18 protein-coding genes are annotated in these 16722 nt (G+C 68.8%); 9 read left to right on the forward strand and 9 right to left on the reverse strand.

The features are described from left to right. Positions 1-549 precede the first annotated feature (549 nt). The 3 genes from J2853_RS09405 (at position 550) to J2853_RS09415 (ending at position 3732) form a co-directional block, all read left to right on the forward strand. The gene (locus J2853_RS09405; protein ID WP_307556599.1) at positions 550-858 is read left to right on the forward strand and encodes a hypothetical protein; all 309 of its coding nucleotides are present in this window, start codon (positions 550-552) and stop codon (positions 856-858) included. Between the two features lie 449 nt (positions 859-1307). Continuing rightward, on the forward strand, positions 1308-2744 hold the full coding sequence (locus J2853_RS09410) for an alpha/beta hydrolase domain-containing protein (RefSeq protein WP_307556600.1): 1437 nt from the start codon (positions 1308-1310) through the stop codon (positions 2742-2744). Between the two features lie 184 nt (positions 2745-2928). Then, the gene (locus tag J2853_RS09415) at positions 2929-3732 is read left to right on the forward strand and encodes an IclR family transcriptional regulator domain-containing protein (RefSeq protein WP_307556601.1); all 804 of its coding nucleotides are present in this window, start codon (positions 2929-2931) and stop codon (positions 3730-3732) included. A gap of 39 nt (positions 3733-3771) precedes the next feature. Here J2853_RS09415 and J2853_RS09420 read toward each other — a convergent pair whose 3' ends face one another. The 4 genes from J2853_RS09420 to J2853_RS09435 are packed head-to-tail and all read right to left on the reverse strand — an operon-like array spanning position 3772 to position 7027. Beyond that, a complete protein-coding gene (locus tag J2853_RS09420) occupies positions 3772-4131 on the reverse strand; it encodes a hypothetical protein (RefSeq protein ID WP_307556602.1) in 360 nt (119 codons plus the stop codon). Beyond that, the gene (locus J2853_RS09425) at positions 4128-4991 is read right to left on the reverse strand and encodes a DODA-type extradiol aromatic ring-opening family dioxygenase (RefSeq protein ID WP_307556603.1); all 864 of its coding nucleotides are present in this window, start codon (positions 4989-4991) and stop codon (positions 4128-4130) included. The genes J2853_RS09420 and J2853_RS09425 overlap by 4 nt, the downstream gene beginning before the upstream one ends. Then, complete coding sequence (locus J2853_RS09430; protein ID WP_307556604.1) at positions 4984-5844, reverse strand: citryl-CoA lyase; 861 nt, start codon at positions 5842-5844, stop codon at positions 4984-4986. Before J2853_RS09430 ends, J2853_RS09425 begins: the two co-directional genes overlap by 8 nt. Further along, the gene (locus J2853_RS09435) at positions 5837-7027 is read right to left on the reverse strand and encodes a CaiB/BaiF CoA transferase family protein (protein ID WP_307556605.1); all 1191 of its coding nucleotides are present in this window, start codon (positions 7025-7027) and stop codon (positions 5837-5839) included. Before J2853_RS09435 ends, J2853_RS09430 begins: the two co-directional genes overlap by 8 nt. Positions 7028-7408: 381 nt before the next feature. Between J2853_RS09435 and J2853_RS09440 the strand changes: the two genes are divergently transcribed. Then, a complete protein-coding gene (locus tag J2853_RS09440) occupies positions 7409-8857 on the forward strand; it encodes an amidohydrolase family protein (RefSeq protein WP_307556606.1) in 1449 nt (482 codons plus the stop codon). 223 nt (positions 8858-9080) lie between these two features. On the opposite strand, the gene J2853_RS09445 is transcribed toward J2853_RS09440, so the two are convergent. Both J2853_RS09445 and J2853_RS09450 read right to left on the reverse strand, forming a co-directional pair. Continuing rightward, on the reverse strand, positions 9081-9656 hold the full coding sequence (locus tag J2853_RS09445; protein WP_307556607.1) for a PadR family transcriptional regulator: 576 nt from the start codon (positions 9654-9656) through the stop codon (positions 9081-9083). Between the two features lie 24 nt (positions 9657-9680). Further along, entirely contained in the window at positions 9681-10064 is a 384-nt protein-coding gene (locus J2853_RS09450) for a VOC family protein (protein WP_307556608.1), read from the reverse strand. A 426-nt stretch (positions 10065-10490) separates the two neighbouring features. Between J2853_RS09450 and J2853_RS09455 the strand changes: the two genes are divergently transcribed. After that, on the forward strand, positions 10491-10964 hold the full coding sequence (locus J2853_RS09455) for a VOC family protein (protein WP_307556609.1): 474 nt from the start codon (positions 10491-10493) through the stop codon (positions 10962-10964). Between the two features lie 211 nt (positions 10965-11175). Continuing rightward, the gene (locus tag J2853_RS09460) at positions 11176-11721 is read left to right on the forward strand and encodes a YceI family protein (RefSeq protein WP_307556610.1); all 546 of its coding nucleotides are present in this window, start codon (positions 11176-11178) and stop codon (positions 11719-11721) included. Between the two features lie 40 nt (positions 11722-11761). Here J2853_RS09460 and J2853_RS09465 read toward each other — a convergent pair whose 3' ends face one another. The 3 genes from J2853_RS09465 to J2853_RS09475 all read right to left on the reverse strand — a co-directional run bounded on the left by J2853_RS09465 (position 11762) and on the right by J2853_RS09475 (position 14333). Continuing rightward, positions 11762-12361: a hypothetical protein gene (locus J2853_RS09465; protein WP_307556611.1), complete on the reverse strand. Its 600-nt coding sequence runs from the start codon at positions 12359-12361 to the stop codon at positions 11762-11764. Between the two features lie 164 nt (positions 12362-12525). Continuing rightward, positions 12526-13263, reverse strand: coding sequence for a phosphotransferase (locus J2853_RS09470; RefSeq protein WP_307556612.1), 738 nt, complete (start codon positions 13261-13263; stop codon positions 12526-12528). A gap of 68 nt (positions 13264-13331) precedes the next feature. Continuing rightward, the gene (locus tag J2853_RS09475) at positions 13332-14333 is read right to left on the reverse strand and encodes a phosphotransferase family protein (protein ID WP_307556613.1); all 1002 of its coding nucleotides are present in this window, start codon (positions 14331-14333) and stop codon (positions 13332-13334) included. A gap of 171 nt (positions 14334-14504) precedes the next feature. Between J2853_RS09475 and J2853_RS09480 the strand changes: the two genes are divergently transcribed. Genes J2853_RS09480 through J2853_RS09490 form a run of 3 tightly spaced genes read left to right on the forward strand, consistent with a single transcriptional unit; the run spans position 14505 to position 16598 of the window. Continuing rightward, positions 14505-15140, forward strand: coding sequence for a TetR/AcrR family transcriptional regulator (locus J2853_RS09480; RefSeq protein ID WP_307556614.1), 636 nt, complete (start codon positions 14505-14507; stop codon positions 15138-15140). After that, positions 15124-15315, forward strand: coding sequence for a ferredoxin (locus J2853_RS09485; protein ID WP_307556615.1), 192 nt, complete (start codon positions 15124-15126; stop codon positions 15313-15315). The genes J2853_RS09480 and J2853_RS09485 overlap by 17 nt, the downstream gene beginning before the upstream one ends. Positions 15316-15326: 11 nt before the next feature. Next, on the forward strand, positions 15327-16598 hold the full coding sequence (locus J2853_RS09490) for a cytochrome P450 (protein WP_307556616.1): 1272 nt from the start codon (positions 15327-15329) through the stop codon (positions 16596-16598). Positions 16599-16722 lie beyond the last annotated feature (124 nt).

Raw genomic sequence — 16722 nt, forward strand, 5'->3', positions numbered from 1 at the left:
CGTGGGTTTCTCCCGGCACGAACTCGATTCGATCAATGATTGCCGTCGTAGAGGAATTCATCGGCACGTCATTTTTTGGGTGTCGAGGCCCTGTGCGCTTTACCCTGGAAATACGGTGAGCTCCATCTCCGGGTGTCCCGCTTTGACCGCGTGGGTCGTCCCGGCGATCTGACCGGCCTGCCGATCGATGTCGCCGCGCGTATTAACCGCGGATGCCCGGATGCGGATCTCCGGTGATCCGCGGGACGGGGTCCCCCGATATCCGTCATGGTCTCTCCCGCGCATCGGGCCTGTCGTCGCACCGGATCACGGAGGTCATGGCAAGGACGCTCCCGGCGACGTTATCGAAGGTCCGGCCGCCGTCTTCCCGGTTGGGTCACTCCTTTTCGGGGTAACCCCCCCGCCTTTCTTTTTCTGTGACAATCCCGGGCCGGGGCTTTGTTCTTTCCGAGTGATTGTCCAGGTAGCACTCAACTAGCGTCTTACATGGCGTCGATTCCATGTATGTCCGGGAAATCGGGTCGACGCTTTATAGGCCCAGGCATCAGGATGGGCTCGACCATCAGAAATGGAACGATTTTCATGTTGAAGCACGCTATCGCCGCCGGAACATTGGCGGCTTCCAGTCTCATCGTCGCCGTGACGATGTCAGCTCAGTCCGCCGGTGCGAGCGCGGTGACCCAGGAAGCCGTTTCGGTGTCCGCACTTTCGAACGCCGGTAGCCTCGGCTATCACGATCCCTACGGTCCGTATGGCCACCATCACCATGGCCACTTCCATCACGGTCACTACGGCTATCCGCACTACAACCCTTATGGTCATTTCCATTACCACGGCTTCCATCACCACCACTGGTGAGTACGGCAAGCGGTAGCGACTGACCGTCGAGTCGAGACGCGAGCGACGCCGATCGGGCTACCCCGATCGGCGTCGCTCGTCGTGGTTCTCCGCAGGGGCGATCGGAGGGGGACGCCGGTCGGGGCCGGGGCGGTCTCCGGGGTGCTGACCCCACGGGCGCCGGAGGACGACGGTATGCGGTCGAACGCGCGGCGCAGTCCGCAGGATCGCGTTCCGGTGTGTCCGGCCGGCCGGCGATCGTGCTTACAGATCCATTGACAGAAGGATCTACCAGAGGAAAGCTCTGTAACGTCTACGCACCATGGTCGCGCCTTACGTTTCCCCGCCTGCGCGCGGGCCTCCCGGAGCTTTCTTTGGAGGTACTTCTCATGGCCTGCTCGATCGAACCTTCGTCGAGGTCCGGTGGCCGCCGACGGCATTCCCGGTGGTCCGGGTGGCGGACCGCGGGGGTGGTCGTCGCCGTGACGGCGTTCATGGCCACAGGCGCCGGCTCGGCGTCCGCGGCGGGCGCGCCGGCGGCCTCCTCGAAGAGCGCGACGCCGGGGGCGGTGGCTTCGCCCACCGTCAGCGGCCCGGTGACCGGGGGCACCCACGGCTTCCCGTTCACCTCCTCGGCGGTCGACCTGCGCTCGCACGGGTATGCCGAGCGGGAGTACTTCTTCTCGGGCACCGCCCACACCTTCACCTCGGATCAGCCGCTGAGCGGCGACGGCAGATGGCAGGTACGGAAGGGGTCACCGGCGCCCTACAAGTCCCGGATGGTGGTGCGGGCGCCCATCGATCCGAAGAAGTTCAACGGCACGGTCGTCGTCGAGTGGCTCAACGTCACCGCGGGGCGCGACATCGACGTCGACTGGAACTACGGGCACAACCAGCTTCTTCGCGACGGCTTCGCCTATGTCGGCGTCACCGCCCAGATCGTCGGCCTCAACGCCCTCACCGCGTGGGACCCCGAGAGGTACGGCTCCTTGACCAGCCCGTCCGACGACTACTCCTACGACATCTTCAGCCAGGCGGGTCAGGCACTCCGTTCGACCGGCCCGGGCAGCCCTCTGCGCGGCCTGCGCGCCAGACATCTGCTGGCCGACGGCGAGTCGCAGTCCGCGGGGCGTATGACCACCTATGTCAATGCGGTGGCGCCCTCCGCGAAGGTTTACGACGGTTACCTCATCCACAGCAACGGCGCCGCCGGGGCCGCCCTGTCCGGCACGCTGCGGCCGCCCGCGCCGACGTTCCTGCGCACCGACCTGCCCCGGCCGGTACTCAACTTCGAGACCGAGACCGACGTGCTGGGCCACCTTCCGGCACGGCAGCCCGATGACAGGTTCCACCGTTTGTGGGAGGTGGCCGGCACCGCCCACGTGGACGACGACATCCTGGTCTTCATGGGGTATCAGGGGCATCGCCAGACTCCGCAGTCGGTCGATCCGGCGTGCACCTCGCAGCGCAACACCGCTCCTCAGAGTTATGTGTTCGACACCGCCTTCGCCGCCCTGCGGAACTGGGTGGTCTCGGGCAAGCTGCCGCCGACGGCTCCGCGCATGCAGATCAACGCGGAGGGCACCGACGTGGCCAGGGACGGCTTCGGCAACGGCCTGGGCGGGATCCGGCTGCCGCAGCTGGAGGTACCCACGGCGACGCTGAGCGGGGTGGGCAACACGGCGGCCGACGCCAGCCCGATCTCGGCGTTCTGCCGTCTCTTCGGGAAGACCGTCCCGTTCGACGCGGCGACGCTGGCCAAGCTCTATCCGACCCACTCCGCCTACATGCGGGCGTTCACCGCGGCGACCAGGAAGCTCGTCGCGCAGGGTTTCCTCTTGCCGGCTGACGAGCGGGCCTTCCTGTTCGACGCCGAGCAGGCCCCGGTACCCGCCCCCGCCGGCTGACCCGGCGGGAGACCGGCAGGCCACGGCCATCGGCGAACATGTGTACGCGTAACGGCCGACGGGGCGCCGGGCAGGAAAAACGGCGCTGTCGGGGTTTCTTTCAGCCTTCCAATAGGCTTGTCAGCGCGGCAGGGGCAACATTTCGGTCACCTGACCGCGGCCTGGAGCATGGAGGACACCTTAGATGGCGGGACGAGGAGAAGGCCCGGACTTCGTCGAGGCGCTGGCTCGCGGGCTGGACGTGCTGCTGTGCTTCGACGCGGAGCGGCCTCGGATGTCCCTCAGCGAGGTGGCCGCCGCGGCGAACCTGGCCAGGCCGACGGCCCGGCGGCTGCTGCTCACGCTGGAAGAGCTCGGTTACGTCCGCTCCCACGGCGGCCAGTTCACGCTCACCCCGCGCGTGCTGAGCCTGGGCGTCGCCTTCGTGAGCTCACTCGGACTGTGGGACATCGCCCGCCCGCACATGGAGCAGCTGGTCAGGGTCGTCGGCGAATCCTCCTCCATGGCGCAGCTCGACGGATCGGACATCGTCTACGTCGCCAGGGTCTCGGTACCCAAGATCATCGCACTCCGGGTGGAGGTGGGCACCCGCTTCCCGGCGTTGCAGACCTCGCAGGGCAAGATCCTCCTGGCCGCCCTCGACTCCGGCGCCCTCAAGGGCGTGCTGGCCCAGCCCAGCCGGTCGCGTCTTCCCGGGTTCCCGCCGCGCGCCTGGGAGGACATCGAGGCGGAGCTCCTGTCGGTGCGCGCTCGGGGCTGGGCGCTGGCGGACGAGGAGCTCGCGCCGGGCGTGCGCTCGGTCGCCGTTCCGATCCGTGACGGGAGCGGAACCGTACGCGCGGCGATGAACGTCACCGTGCACGCCGCGGAGACCAGTCTCGACACCCTCGTCGACAAGCACCTGCCCCACCTCCTGCGTACGGCGGGAGACATCTCGGCCGAGTGGGCGCTGTGGCAGTCCAGGCCGCACAGCGAGATCACCGGTTAGCGGCCGGCCGGGCCGGTGGATCCGCGCGGCGCGTACGGCTCAGGTGGCGATGTCGGGGTAGGGCAGCGTCATGTGGCCGAGCCGCCGGGCGTACTCGGTCTGGAAGCCCAGCGGTTCGTGATCGCGTTCGAACATGGCGATGAACAGGGTGAGCGTCAGAAACGGGTGCGCGCCCAGCTCGAACAGGGCCGGGTAGTCATGGGTGGCCAGGGCCTCGCGCTCGACGTCGTCGAACCGCAGCCAGGTGGAGGATTCGCCGTCTGTGCAGTTGAGGATGCGGTTGGCGTAGGTGTCCTCCCACATCGTCACCGTGGCCCTGGGGTCCTCGCGGTAGCGTTCGACGAGGTCGGGGTCGCGGTCGACGGTGAACAGGAACTTGTTCAGCAGATACTTGCTCACGAGCGGCCTCCGTTCGGGTACCAGGTGAAGTAGGCCTCCATGGTGTGGAACAGGTCGTAGGTGTCGACGTAGTCGGCCTTCCGCCCCTCGCCGGCGACGCCCATCATCAGCATGAAGTCCATGAAACCGTGGGTGGCGTTGCCGGGCAGGTGGAGGCTGTCGAGGGTGACCTCGGCCAGGCAGCCCTCGATGTCCCCGGACGCGATCCACTCGACGGCCTTGCGGTCGAACTGCGGGTCCGGTCCGGTCGGCCCGAACTGGCGGGGCCCGCCGAGTTCGAGCGACAGGTGCCCGGTGCCGATGACCGCGACCCGCTTGTTCTCGGGCCACGACTCGATGAGCTGTCGGATGGTGCGCCCCAGCTGCACGAACCGCTTCGGCTGCGGCAGGGGAGGGGCGAAGATGTTGGTGTAGATCGGCACGATCGGCAGGTCGTTCTGCGGGCGCAGAGTGATGATCGGGCAGGTGATGGAGTGGTCGATCCGCAGCTCGTTGGAGAAGGCGAGGTCGAATCCGGCGTCCAGGCCCTCGCGCAGCACGTAGGCCGAGAGGTCTTCCTGGCCGGTGAGCAGCATCCTCGGCAGGCCGAACTCGCGCTCCTCGTTGTAGAAGTTCGCGTCGTAGAAGGGGGCCTTGCCGACGAGGAACTGCGGCATGTTGTCCAGCCACAGCTGGTGGAAATGGTCGGAGCCGACCATGACCAGCACGTCCGGACGCGCCTTGGTCAGTGTTTCGCGGAACGCCTCCACCTTGCGCACCCATTCGTCCGCGAACGGGGGACGGTCCTCCCCGGTGGCGGTGCTGGCGCGGTAGTAGAAGGGATGATGGGTGGACGCGATCACCGCGACCAGTTCAGCCATGCGAACCTCCAGTGGCGTCGGCGGCGGGGCCGTACGGTTCGGGTGCGACGGAGCGGTTGTTGAGATCGACCGACAGGAAGATCTCGTTTGCCACCGGGCGGCGTAGCTCCTCGGCGAGCTGCCCGATCAGTCCGGCGGTGCGGGCGAGCAGGGCGAAGCCGCGCAGCAGTTCCAGCGGCAGGCCCAGGTCGGCGAGGGCGGCGCCGCAGACGCCGGCTCCGTTGAGCGGCAGCGTCTTGCCCAGCACCTGCGGATGGACGCGGCCGATCGCGGCGAACAGCGACAGGTGCGGTCCGAACAGACCCTCCTCGCGTGCGATCTGCATCAGCCGCGGGGTGCGGGGGTCGCCCTGTTTGTGCACGTGGTGGCCGAGGCCGGGAACGAACCTCCTGGCTTCCCGCTGGGCCCGTACGGTCTCCAGAGCGAGGGCGTCCCAGCCGGCGTCGTCGCCCGGCGGCGCGTCACCGAGCGAGACCAGCACCTCGTGCAGGAACCGGCCGCAGTCCTCGGTGACGCCCAGGAAACGGGATCCGCCGCCGAGCAGCCCGGCCGCGAGCGCGCCCTGGATGGAGTCCGGCGCCGACAGGTAGGTCAGCCGGGTCACGATCGCGGTGGGGGTGAAGCCGTGGTCGGCCAGTGCGGCGAGCACGGCCTCGAACACCCGGGTCTCTCCCCGCGTGGGCCGCCGCTGGGTCGCGAGCCAGAACGCCAGCTCCCCGAATCCCACCGTGCCCATCACGTCGTCGGCCAGGTCATGGCCGAGCAGGGTGATCGATTCCAGTGACGAGGCTCCGAGCGCGGTGGGGTACTCGGGCCGGTCGATACGTTCGGGGTTTTCCGTCTGCTCAGTCACGGTCGTCCTCCTGCGAGCGGCTCAGCCAGGTGCGCAGTTCCGCGCCGTGCTCGTCGAGTCCGGGCGGCGGCAGGGTGTAGGCGACCGGTGTCTCGGAGAACGTGATCGGGTGCCGCGTCGTCGGTATGGCGCGGTCGCCCTGGCCGACCTCGACGATGGGGGCGAGCCCGAAGCGCTCGGCCATCGCGAACCCGCCGTCGATGGTGTTGATCGGCCCGCTCGGCACTCCGGCCTTGACCAGCAACTCGAACCACTCTACCGCGCCGCGCTCGGCGAGCCTCTCGGTGAGGATGGGGCGCAGTTCCTCGCGGTGCTCGGTGCGATCGGCGTTGCGGGCGAAGCGCGGGTCGTCGGCGATCTCGGGGATGCCGAGGACCTCGCAGAGCTTGCGGAACTGCCCGTCGTTGGCGGCGGTGACGATGAGGTCGTTGTCCGCGGTGGGCAGCGGCTCGTACGGGAACACGCTCGGGTGGGCGTTGCCCATGCGGTAGGGCACGACTCCGCCGGCGACGTAGGCGGAGCTGTGGTTGACCAGTCCGGTCAGCGCCGAGGACAGCAGGTTGACCTCGACGTGCTGGCCCCGGCCGGTGAGGTCGCGGTGTCGTAGCGCGGCGAGCACGCCGATGACGGCGTGGTTGCCCGCCATCACGTCGAACACCGAGATCCCGGCCCGGTAGGGCGGGCCGTCCGGGTCGCCGGTGAGGCTCATCAGGCCGGAGATGGCCTGAACCATCAGGTCGTAGCCCGGCACGTCCTTGCCGGCGCCGGAGCCGAATCCGCTGATGGAGGCGTAGACGATGCCGGGGTTGGTGCTCTGGACGGTCTCGAAGTCGAGCCCGTACTTGCCCAGCCCGCCCGGCTTGAAGTTCTCGATCAGCACATCGGCGCGGCGGGCCAGCTCTCGTGCCACCTCGGCGTCGGCCTCGTCGCGCAGGTCCAGGGCGATCGATCGCTTCCCCCGGTTGATCCCGAGGTAGTAGGTCGACACCTCGTCGCGTACCGGAGGCGTCCAGGTGCGGGTGTCGTCGCCCGCGGGCCCTTCGACCTTGATGACCTCGGCGCCCATGTCCGCCAGGAGCATCGTGGCGTACGGGCCGGCCAGGATCCGGGAGAAGTCGGCGACCAGCACGCCGGACAGTGGCCCGCCTCCGGTCGATCTTTCCGGCGTGGCGTCGTCTGCCATCTACAACTCTCCTCTGTGTCCGTCTAGCGGACATTCATCCGTTAATCCGATTTTGGCATATGCGACGTGTATGTCAAGAAGGTTCGCCGCCCAGGCCCCTCGGCGGCCGGGGCGCGCCCGGTCGAACACCGGCCCGCAGGCAGCTCGTTGAGCGCCTCTGTCCGGAGCACGGACACTCCGAGGGCTTATTGCCGTCCTCGGCGAGCCTGGGCGGCAGCGTGAGACGGCGGTGGCAGGAAGGTCGACCCCCGATGACGCTTGACACTGGCGCCGATGCTCATAAAAGTAACAGCGAACAGAATTGACCGTTTGACGGACATCCGTCCGGAAGATCGACGCGCGTCGCGCAAACCGGTCGCACACATGGTGAGGAGTTCATCGATGAACGAGCGGACCGAGTTCGGGCCCGGGCGGCCGGTGGTGCTGCGAGGCGGCACGGTGCTGCCGATGGACGACGGGCGCCAGGTGCTCACGCACACCGACGTCCTCGTCGTCGACGACCGGATCGCCGCCGTCGGAGCCGATCTGCCGGTGCCGGAGGGCACCGTCGTGATCGACGCGACCGACGGCATCGTCATGCCCGGAATGATCGACACCCACCGGCACATGTGGCAGACCGCCATGCGCGGCTACGGTGCCGACTGGACCCTGACCCAGTACTTCGTCTGGTACTACCTGGAGCACGGGAAGCTCTTCCGCCCGCAGGACGTGTACGCCGGCAACGTGCTGGCCGCGATCGAGGCCATCGACAGCGGTGTCACCACCGTCGTCGACTGGTCCCACGGCCTGCAGAGCGTCGAGCACGCCGACGCCGCCGCCGACGCGCTGCAGTCGGTGCCCGGCCGGTTCGTGCTCGCCTACGGCAACATCCAGCAGCCGCCCGCCGAGTGGACCGGCACGCCGGAGTTCCGTGACTTCGTCAACCGCCGCATCACCGGTGACGACATGCTCGGCTTCCAGCTCGCGTTCGACGTCACCGGAGACCCGGCCTTCCCCGAGAAGCCCGCCTTCGAGGTCGCCCGCGAGCTCGGCGTCGCGGTCACCACCCACGCCGGCGTGTGGGGCGCCACCGGCGACGACGGCATCCGGCTCATGTACGACCACGGCTTCATGAGGCCCGAGACGGTGTACGTGCACGCCGCCTCGCTCTCCGCGGACTCCTACCACCGCATCGCCGCCACCGGCGGCTCCATCTCCGTCTCCACCGAAAGCGAGCAGAGCGCGGGCCAGGGCTACCCGCCCACCTGGGCCATTCGCGCCCACGACATTCCGGTTTCGCTCTCGATGGACACCAGCGCCTGGTGGAGCGGTGACCTGTTCTCCGCCATGCGCACCACGCTCGGCGCGGACCGCTCCCGCGAGCACATGGAGGCGCACGCCAAGGGCGAGACCGTCACGCACTGCAGCCTGCGTGCCGACCAGGTCGTCGACTGGGCCACCCGCGGCGGGGCACACGCTCTCGGTCGTGCCCACGAGCTCGGCAGCCTTGAGGTCGGCAAGAAGGCCGACCTCGTCCTGATCAAGAACGAGCACTCGCCGGTCTCCTTCCCGCTGCTCAACCCCTTCGGCCACGTCGCGTTCCAGGCCCAGCGCGGAGACGTGCACACCGTCCTCGTCAACGGTCGCGTGGTGAAGCATGAGCACCGCCTGGTCGGCGTCGACCTCGCCGCGGCCCGCCGCCAGGTCGAGCAGACGGTCGATCACCTGCGGTCGACGATGGGGGAGGAGCAGTGGCAGAAGGGAATGAACCCCGACATCCCCGAAACGAGCATCCTCGACAACCCCTACACCTACACCGACTACCACAGCGACTCGACGCACAGCCGATGAGCGTGTCCGGGCCTGAGCCACGGTGACCGGCGCGGATCACGCTCAAAACCGCTCAAAAACCGCTCGATCCAGCTCGATCCCGAGAAGGAGAAAGGGTCCGGCACCACCGGGCCCTTCTCGCCGGCCCCCACCCGGGTGCGAGGGCGTTCTGGCTGGTCGCTCTCGTGCACCGGGTGCCCGGCGTGGGAGCGGGTGGGGGCCGGCGAGGTGAGGGGCGGCCGGTTCAGGCGTCGTCGGCCGGGTCGTCGGCCATGCGGTAGGCGCCTTCCTCCAGGCGCCGGATCAGCCGGTGGGTCCATTGGGCGCGGCTGTCGGCGGTGTGCAGCCACAATCCGATGACCTCGCCGATCGGGCCCCAGGTGTCCAGGTCGGTGTCGGGCGGCAGGTGCGAGGCGATGCCCGCCCGCCATTCGTCCATCACCCGGGCGCGTTGCCGCAGCAGGTCGACGGCCTGGGCACGGGGGAGGTCGTCGATGAGGCCGACCGCCGCGGCGAGCAGGTCGAGTCGTGGATCGCGGCTGGTGAGCGCCGTATGGAGCAGGGTGAAGTAGGCCTTCTCACCCTCGTCGGTCACCTCGTACTCCACGCGCGGCGGCCCGCCCGTCACGCTCGGCTTGGTCTCGTGCGCGAGCAGCAGCCCCTGCCCGGCCATGGTCTTGAGCGCGTGGTACACCGAGCCTGAGGCGGCGTTGGACCATTGGTGCGCGCCCCAGGACTCCAGGTCGGCGCGCACCTGGTAACCGTGCGCCCGCCCTCGCCGCCGCACCGCGCCGAGCACGAGTAACCGAATCGCCGACATCTGTTGTGTCCTCCGGGCTTGTCCTCAGGCGGGCGTGCTGACCCACCACAGCGTCCCATAGGGGTCGACGAAGCCGCCCATCCTGTTTCCGTCCTCCTGGGCCGTGACCTCCATGGCCGGCATGGCGCCCGCGGCGACCGCCCGCGCCCAGGCCGCCTCGGCGTCCGGAACGGTCGTCCAGAGCTGGACGTGCACCGGTTCCGCGGGAGAGCGCATGCACCGCCCGCCGTCGGGACCCGAGTCCGCGAAGAACAGCACCCCCGTCCCGATTCGCGCCTCGGCGTGGATCACCCGCTCGGGGTCGGTGGGCAGGGGAACGACGTTGGAAACCTCCGCGTCGAAGGCGCTCTCGATGAACGCGCGGAAGCCGTTCGCGCTGTCCACCATCACATAGGGGGTCACTGACATCCCGGTCTCCTTTTACTAGCCAAATTTTCCTACTCCTCCAAACTAGAGCAGCTAAGCAAATTTGGCTAGCGGTTTTTGCCGTCCGGTCGACCGTTCGCGACCGCGCCCGGCGATCACGTGCTCGACAGGGACCCCGGCATCGTGGGCGCCGCGATCGAGGAGGTCGTCAGGCGGCCGGCATGAGTCACCCGTCGGTGCGACGGCCGTACCCGGGCCTCGTCGGCGGCGTCGTCCGGCACGATCGAACCCCGGCGATCACCCGATGGGGCCCGGCTCCTTCTCGGCACCCGGAATGACTTCCTGGTGGACGGTCTCCGCCGCGGCGCCAGAAGGAGTGACGGGCATCACGTTCGTTCCCGTCACGGTGTGCCGGGCTGTCCGGTCCAAAGGGGTGTAACCGCCGATGACCAGTGATGGGGGACCAACATGCACCGCGGTGATTTCCCGGCCCCGGAGACCGGGCTGCTGCTCACACATTTCCTCACCGTCGCCGACGTGGCCCGCTCCCGCGCCTTCTACACCGACATTCTCGGCGGAGAGGTGGTGCTGGACGAAAATCCGTGTGTCGTCAAACTCGCCAACGGCTGGCTGATCATGAACACCGGCGGCGGGCCCACCTCCGACAAGCCCGGCGTCACCCTGCGTCCTCCCGCCGATCCGAGTACGGCCACGAGCTTTCTCAACATCCGCGTGGCCGACATTCAGGCCTGTTACCGGCAGTGGAGTGCCAAAGGCGCCGAGTTCCTCACCCCGCCGGTGGACCGCCGGGTCGAGCTGCGCTGCTACCTGCGCGATCCGGACGGCTACCTCATCGAGGTCGGGCAAGCCACCGGCGTGCTGGAAGGCGTCCTCACCGAGCCGCCGGCAGGTTCGGGCCGGCCGCGCCCGTCCGCCGCGTGAGGGCGCGGACCCGCCGGCCCGCACAGGCCGGCGGGCCGCGTTCCAGACGGTCGGACGGCAGGCGGGTGGCCGGCCCGGAGTCGCGCCGGGCGCGTTGTCCGTCGTTGAGCCATCGCGTCACGGCACATCGCACCCAATGGGTGCGCACCGCAACGAATCTCATTCACTGTCCCGCTGAATTTTCCAGCACTGAAACATATGGAGCGCAGAGATGTATCCCAGCGAGCTCACCGGAAGCTACACCGTGGACCCGGCCCACAGCCGCTTCGGCTTCGTCGCCCGCCACGCGATGGTCACCAAGGTCCGCGGCAGCATCCCCGTCAAGGAGGCGACCGTCCACCTCGACGCCGCCGACCCCGCCGCCTCCAGCGCTCACGTGGTCCTGGAGGCGGCCGGCATCCACACCGGCAACACCATGCGTGACGACCACCTGCGCACCGGTGACTTCCTGGACGCCGCCAACCACCCGCACCTCACGTTCGACTCCACCGACGTCAAGCACCTCCACGGCGACAGCTTCGAGATCACCGGCGAGCTGACCATCCGCGGCGTCACCCGGAGGGTCACCCTCCCCCTCGACTACACCGGCACCACGGTCGACGCGCAGGGCCTGGCGCGGGTCGGCTTCGAGGGGGGCACCGTGATCAACCGCAAGGACTTCGGCGTCAACTACAACGCGGTCCTGGAGACCGGCGGCATGCTGATCTCGGAGACCGTCACGCTCGAGTTCGACCTGTCCGCCATCAAGGACGCATGACAGCGCGAGGGCCGCGATCCGTTCACGGACCGAGGACGGATCACGCGGGCGGCCGGAAGTCGGGGGTCGGCCGAGTCCATAGGGTGAGGTCGCTGCTGGTGGCGACGGCGAGGGTGCGGCCCGAGGGCGAGAACCCGGCGGCTCGGAAGGTGGAGTAGTCGGCGTGGAAGACGTGCCACCAGCCTTCTCCCGGTGGATCCTTGTAGATGTCGCCGCCCGCGGAAAGCAGGACGCGGTCATTGGGCCATTCGGGGGTGACGACGTTGAGGCTCCAGCCGTCCGGGGTGGTGCTGTGGAGGCCGCCACCGAAGAGGCCGGCGATGTGCACCCGGGTGCCTGCGATCGGCCCGAGCCCGGGGCAGGTGAGGTCTGGGGAGGCGTCGGGTGTGTCGGCGTCAGGGTCGGGATCACGATCTCGGGTGATCTTCTCGCCGGTGACCGCGTCGAAGAGCCCGTGGCCGTCGTTGGAGACGACCATGACCAGATCTCGTCCGCTCTCCGGATGGACGGCGAAGCCGATGCCCAGCAGGCCGCCGATGGGCGTTCTGTTGTCCAGCACCGGTTGCCAGGGCGCCGGGGCCTGGAGGACGGGAGCAGCCAGAAGATGCTGGCGCAACCGATGCTGATAGTCCGAAATCAACACATCTCCCTATGAGGCCGCGATCAGTGGCTTCCGAGGTCGCCGACCGGCTGCCCGGGATCTTCGCGGACCATGACCTCGTCGGTCCGGAAGACGACGCGCTTCAGAAGACGGCCCGCTCGATGCGGTAGAACGGCACTCGTGGCCGTCGGGCTCGCGCGGCCTCATAGCCGGGATCTCAGCACGTCGACCTCGCAGCCCGGCGAGGACGGGTCGAAGCCGTGCTCGACCAGCCAGCGGATCGCCAGCAGGCTTCGCAACGACCACCACGCGCGGATCACGTCGAGGTCGACGTGGGCGCCGTAGCCGGCGACGACGTCGCCAAGGTGCTCCTCGTGTCCGAGCGTCAAGGTGGCGAGGTCGTACAGGGCATCGCCCTGGGCCGCCTCGGACCAGTCGATCACGCCGGTGACCTCGTCACCGTCGACGAACACGTGGGTGATCTGCAGGTCGCCGTGCGTGAACACCGGTGTCCACGGCCGGAGCGCAGCCTCGGCAACCTGGCGGTTGCGCGTGACCAGGTCGGTGGGAAGGACGCCGTTCGTGACGAGCCACTCGCATTCGCCGTCGAGGTGCGATGCGATCTCGTCGAGGCTCCGGCCGGGCCATGGCGGCAGCGGCGCGTCGTGCAGCATCCGTGCGGCGGCACCCGCCGCGGCCCACGCCGCCGACGACGCGATCGACGGCTCGCCGAGACGGCCGAGTGCCGTCCCCTGGAGGGCGGCGAGCGCGAGCACGGGCGGCTTCCGCCACAGGACCTCCGGAGTCGGGATCGGCGCCATGGCCATCGCCTCGACCTCGACGTCGGTGCGCGTCTGATCAGCGTCGACCTTCAGGAACACGTCGCCGACGCGCAGGGTCGCGCGCTCGGAATGGGCGACGACGACCTCGACCTCTTCCACGTCGGCCATTATCGCGGTATGACCACGGTCGCGTTCCGTCAGCATGATGGCCATCGGCGATGAACCGTTCAATCGTCGGTGGTTTCGAGGTAGCCGGTGAGGCAGGTCAGCGCCGCGGCGGCGTCTTCTCCTTCGCCGTGCGGTCTACGGAGATCGTCGATGAAGACGGCGATATCGGCGAGCATCCACCATCGCCGATAGAGGGCGATGCCCGCCGGCGTGGCGACGCGGCCGGTCGCCTCGGTGTATCCGGCCAATATCTCGTCGTCGACACCGACGGGATCGGCGCCGATCATGTCGGTGAACGCGGTGGTGAGCATCCATAGGTCGCGTTCCGGTGGGGCGATCTGCACGGTTCCCCAGTCGATGAGCCGCATCCCCTTCGCGGTCCGTATGACGTTGCCCGGATGGGGTTCACCGTGGGTGACCACCCACCCCGTCGCCGTGTCGCCGACGGCGTCGATGAGCCTGTCGAGATCGGCGAGCCATCGCCGGACACGTCCGGCGTGGCCGGCCAGCAGCCCGCGGGCAGGCTCGGCGTGCGGTCCACCGGTCCACGGGCGGTCGACGTCACGCAGCGCCTCGTGCAGTCGGTCACGGCCGGGAAGCCGCAGGTCTGCCCGCGGAGCGAGCCGCTCGACCACAGGGGTGGCCCGATGCAACTCGGCGAGCAGGCCGACCATCTCGGTCACGTCCTCGTGCCGATGCGGGCCGAAGTCGCCGGCGGTTCCGCAGACCATCGGGAACACCGACAAGCCGTACCGCGGGGTGAGCCGCCGCAGCACAGCGCCGTCCGTGGCCGGGATCGGCGTGACGAGGAAGTCGAGTCCGGCATCACGCCGAAGGCTCAGCGCACTTTCGAGCGACCGCCCCAGAAGACCGAAGATCTCCTCGCGCGTGGCTTCGTCGGCACCCAGATCATCGGCCGTGACGAACCAGGCGGCCCCGTTCCGGTCGGAGACGGACCAGTGATAGCTGCCCGCGCCCACCGGCAGGTACTCGGCCGAACTCGCCTCGACGGCCCAATATCTGCGGAGCGCCGCGATCAGTTCGCTTTCGTCCAAACCCATCGGCTTGTCCCGCATGGAGAGGCATTCTGCCCTACCCGTCCTGGTGGCCGGTCGGATTTTTTCACGACGCCCGTCCGTTTCCTACCGACAGCGCCGCAGCAGGTCCCCACAGGTGTCGGACAGAGTGTGCTTGGTCTTGACGAATCAAATGAACAATCTTTTAATTCATCTATGGGACGTATCGCGGGCGTCACCGCCGCTGAGACGCGCGAACGCCTGCTGCAAGCGGCCGCCGAGGTCTTCGCCGAGCGCGGGTACGACGGTACGCGCGTGGCCGACATCGCCGCGGCCGCGGGAGTGAGCAACGGCGCGCTGTACGCGCACTTCGGCTCGAAGGCCGAACTGCTCGTGGCCGCGCTGCGGGCGCACGGGCGGCAGCTGATGGCCAGCCTGTTCGCCGCCGACCCCGACCGGTCGATCACGGAGTTGCTCCTCGCCATCGGCCGCGGGCTGCCACGCCGCCGCGACGCCCCCCGCCATCTCATCGTCGAGGCGCTGGTCGCGGCCCGCCGTGACGAGGACGTCGCGCGTCCGATGCGCGACTACGTCGGTGAGCGAACCGACTGGATCGCCGAGTTGGTACGCGTGGCCCAGAGCGACGGCGAGCTGGACCCCGCGCTGTCGCCCGAGGCGCTGGCCCACTTCTGCCTGCTGCTGTCAATGGGCAGCGCACTCATCACGCCGAACCTGCACGCCGTCGACGACGCGGAATGGTCGGCGTTACTCGCCCGCGTCGCGGGCGCCCTCGTCCCACCGACGCCATCACCGCATACAGAGCGGAGTCCCCATAGTGAAAGTACGAATTGATTCTGAGCGTTGCCACGGACACGGCCGCTGCTATGACCTTGCCCCTGATCTGTTCGGAGAGGACGACGAGGGCTACGGGCAGGTCGTCGGCGACGGGGCTGTGCCACCGGGCCAGGAACAGGCAGCACGTCTGGCCCTGGCCAACTGTCCGGAAAGAGCGATCGAGATCCTCTAAGGAGGCGTGGCATGACCGTCGACGACCGCTTCACCCAGAGTTTCCAGGAGAGGCAGCAGAACCGGCCCCTCGAACCACGCAGTGAGATCATCACCGGCCCCGTCTCCGACTGGGCGACCGACTTCTCCCACGCCGAGCCCGAGTGGGCCGCCGATCCCTACCCCATCCAGGACGAGCTGCGGCAGCGCTGCCCGATCGCGCACACCGAGCGGTTCGGCGGCGCCTGGCTGCCGACGCGCTACGAGGACGTCGCGGCGATCGCCTACGACACCGAGCGCTTCTCCTCGCGGGCGATCATCGTGAGCAACGTCCGGCCGCCCCTTGAGCTGGCGCCGGTGGGCGGTACGCCGCCGATCTCCTCCGACCCGCCCTTCCACCACGACGCGCGCAAGCTGCTGCTGCCGGCGTTCACCAAGACCGCGGTCTCCAAGCAGGAGGAGGTGACGCGAGCGTTCTGCCACTCGCTCATCGACTCCTTCGAGGGGCAGGACGTCATCGACGCCGCCCGGGACTACGCCCAGCACATCCCGATGCGCGTCATCGCCGACATGCTCGGCTTCCCGCCCGAGGACGGGCCGCAGTTCCGTGAATTCGTCGAGAACGCGCTGGAGGGCATCAACTCCCCGCCCGAGGAGCGCATCCTCCGGGTGGAGAAGCTGTTCGACTACCTGCTCACGCAGATCCGCGACCACGTCGACAACCCGCGCGACGACCTGACGACCTACCTCATCAACGCGGAGCTCTACGGCCAGAAGCTGGAGCCGAATCACGTGGCGGGCACGATGGCGCTGCTGCTCATCGCCGGCATCGACACCACGTGGAGCGCGATCGGCGCATCGCTGTGGCACCTGGCCAAGACACCGGCCGACCGTGAGCGCCTGGTCGCCGAGCCCGCCCTGTTGCCGACCGCGATGGAGGAGTTGCTGCGGGCCTACGGGCCGGTCACGATGGCCCGGCTGGTCAAGGAGGACATGCACTGGAACGGCGTCGACATGAAGGCCGACGACTGGATCCTGCTGTCATTCCCGGCGGCCAACCGCGACCCGGCCCAGTTCGACCGGGCGGACGAGGTCGTCATCGACCGCCAGGTCAACCGGCACGCCGCGTTCGGCCTGGGCATCCACCGCTGCGTGGGCTCGCACCTGGCGCGCATGGAACTGCGGGTCGCGCTCGAGGTCTGGCTGGAGCGGATCCCGGACTTCAGTCTGGAGGACCCGGCGGCGGTGACGTGGGCCACGGGCCAGGTCCGCGGTCCCCGCACGCTCCCGCTCCGCATCGGCTGACCGTGGAAGGGCGGCGTGCGCGGTGACGCCGTCGTCCGGTGAGCGTCGCTCTCCTGGAACGACGGGAACGACTGGAACGACGGGCGGTGGCCGCGGGATGCCCCGCGGCCACCGCCCGTTCGTC

Source organism: Streptosporangium lutulentum, from assembly GCF_030811455.1.
GTDB lineage: Bacteria > Actinomycetota > Actinomycetes > Streptosporangiales > Streptosporangiaceae > Streptosporangium > Streptosporangium lutulentum.

What these genes read in the sequence shown, in the direction of transcription:
- J2853_RS09405 (WP_307556599.1), top strand. Translation starts at nt 550, where the DNA reads ATGGGCTCGACCATCAGAAATGGAACGATTTTCATGTTGAAGCACGCT.
- J2853_RS09415 (WP_307556601.1), top strand. Translation starts at nt 2,929, where the DNA reads ATGGCGGGACGAGGAGAAGGCCCGGACTTCGTCGAGGCGCTGGCTCGC.
- J2853_RS09425 (WP_307556603.1), bottom strand. Translation starts at nt 4,991, where the DNA reads ATGGCTGAACTGGTCGCGGTGATCGCGTCCACCCATCATCCCTTCTAC.
- J2853_RS09435 (WP_307556605.1), bottom strand. Translation starts at nt 7,027, where the DNA reads ATGGCAGACGACGCCACGCCGGAAAGATCGACCGGAGGCGGGCCACTG.
- J2853_RS09440 (WP_307556606.1), top strand. Translation starts at nt 7,409, where the DNA reads ATGAACGAGCGGACCGAGTTCGGGCCCGGGCGGCCGGTGGTGCTGCGA.
- J2853_RS09445 (WP_307556607.1), bottom strand. Translation starts at nt 9,656, where the DNA reads ATGTCGGCGATTCGGTTACTCGTGCTCGGCGCGGTGCGGCGGCGAGGG.
- J2853_RS09450 (WP_307556608.1), bottom strand. Translation starts at nt 10,064, where the DNA reads ATGTCAGTGACCCCCTATGTGATGGTGGACAGCGCGAACGGCTTCCGC.
- J2853_RS09455 (WP_307556609.1), top strand. Translation starts at nt 10,491, where the DNA reads ATGCACCGCGGTGATTTCCCGGCCCCGGAGACCGGGCTGCTGCTCACA.
- J2853_RS09460 (WP_307556610.1), top strand. Translation starts at nt 11,176, where the DNA reads ATGTATCCCAGCGAGCTCACCGGAAGCTACACCGTGGACCCGGCCCAC.
- J2853_RS09475 (WP_307556613.1), bottom strand. Translation starts at nt 14,333, where the DNA reads ATGGGTTTGGACGAAAGCGAACTGATCGCGGCGCTCCGCAGATATTGG.
- J2853_RS09480 (WP_307556614.1), top strand. Translation starts at nt 14,505, where the DNA reads ATGGGACGTATCGCGGGCGTCACCGCCGCTGAGACGCGCGAACGCCTG.
- J2853_RS09490 (WP_307556616.1), top strand. Translation starts at nt 15,327, where the DNA reads ATGACCGTCGACGACCGCTTCACCCAGAGTTTCCAGGAGAGGCAGCAG.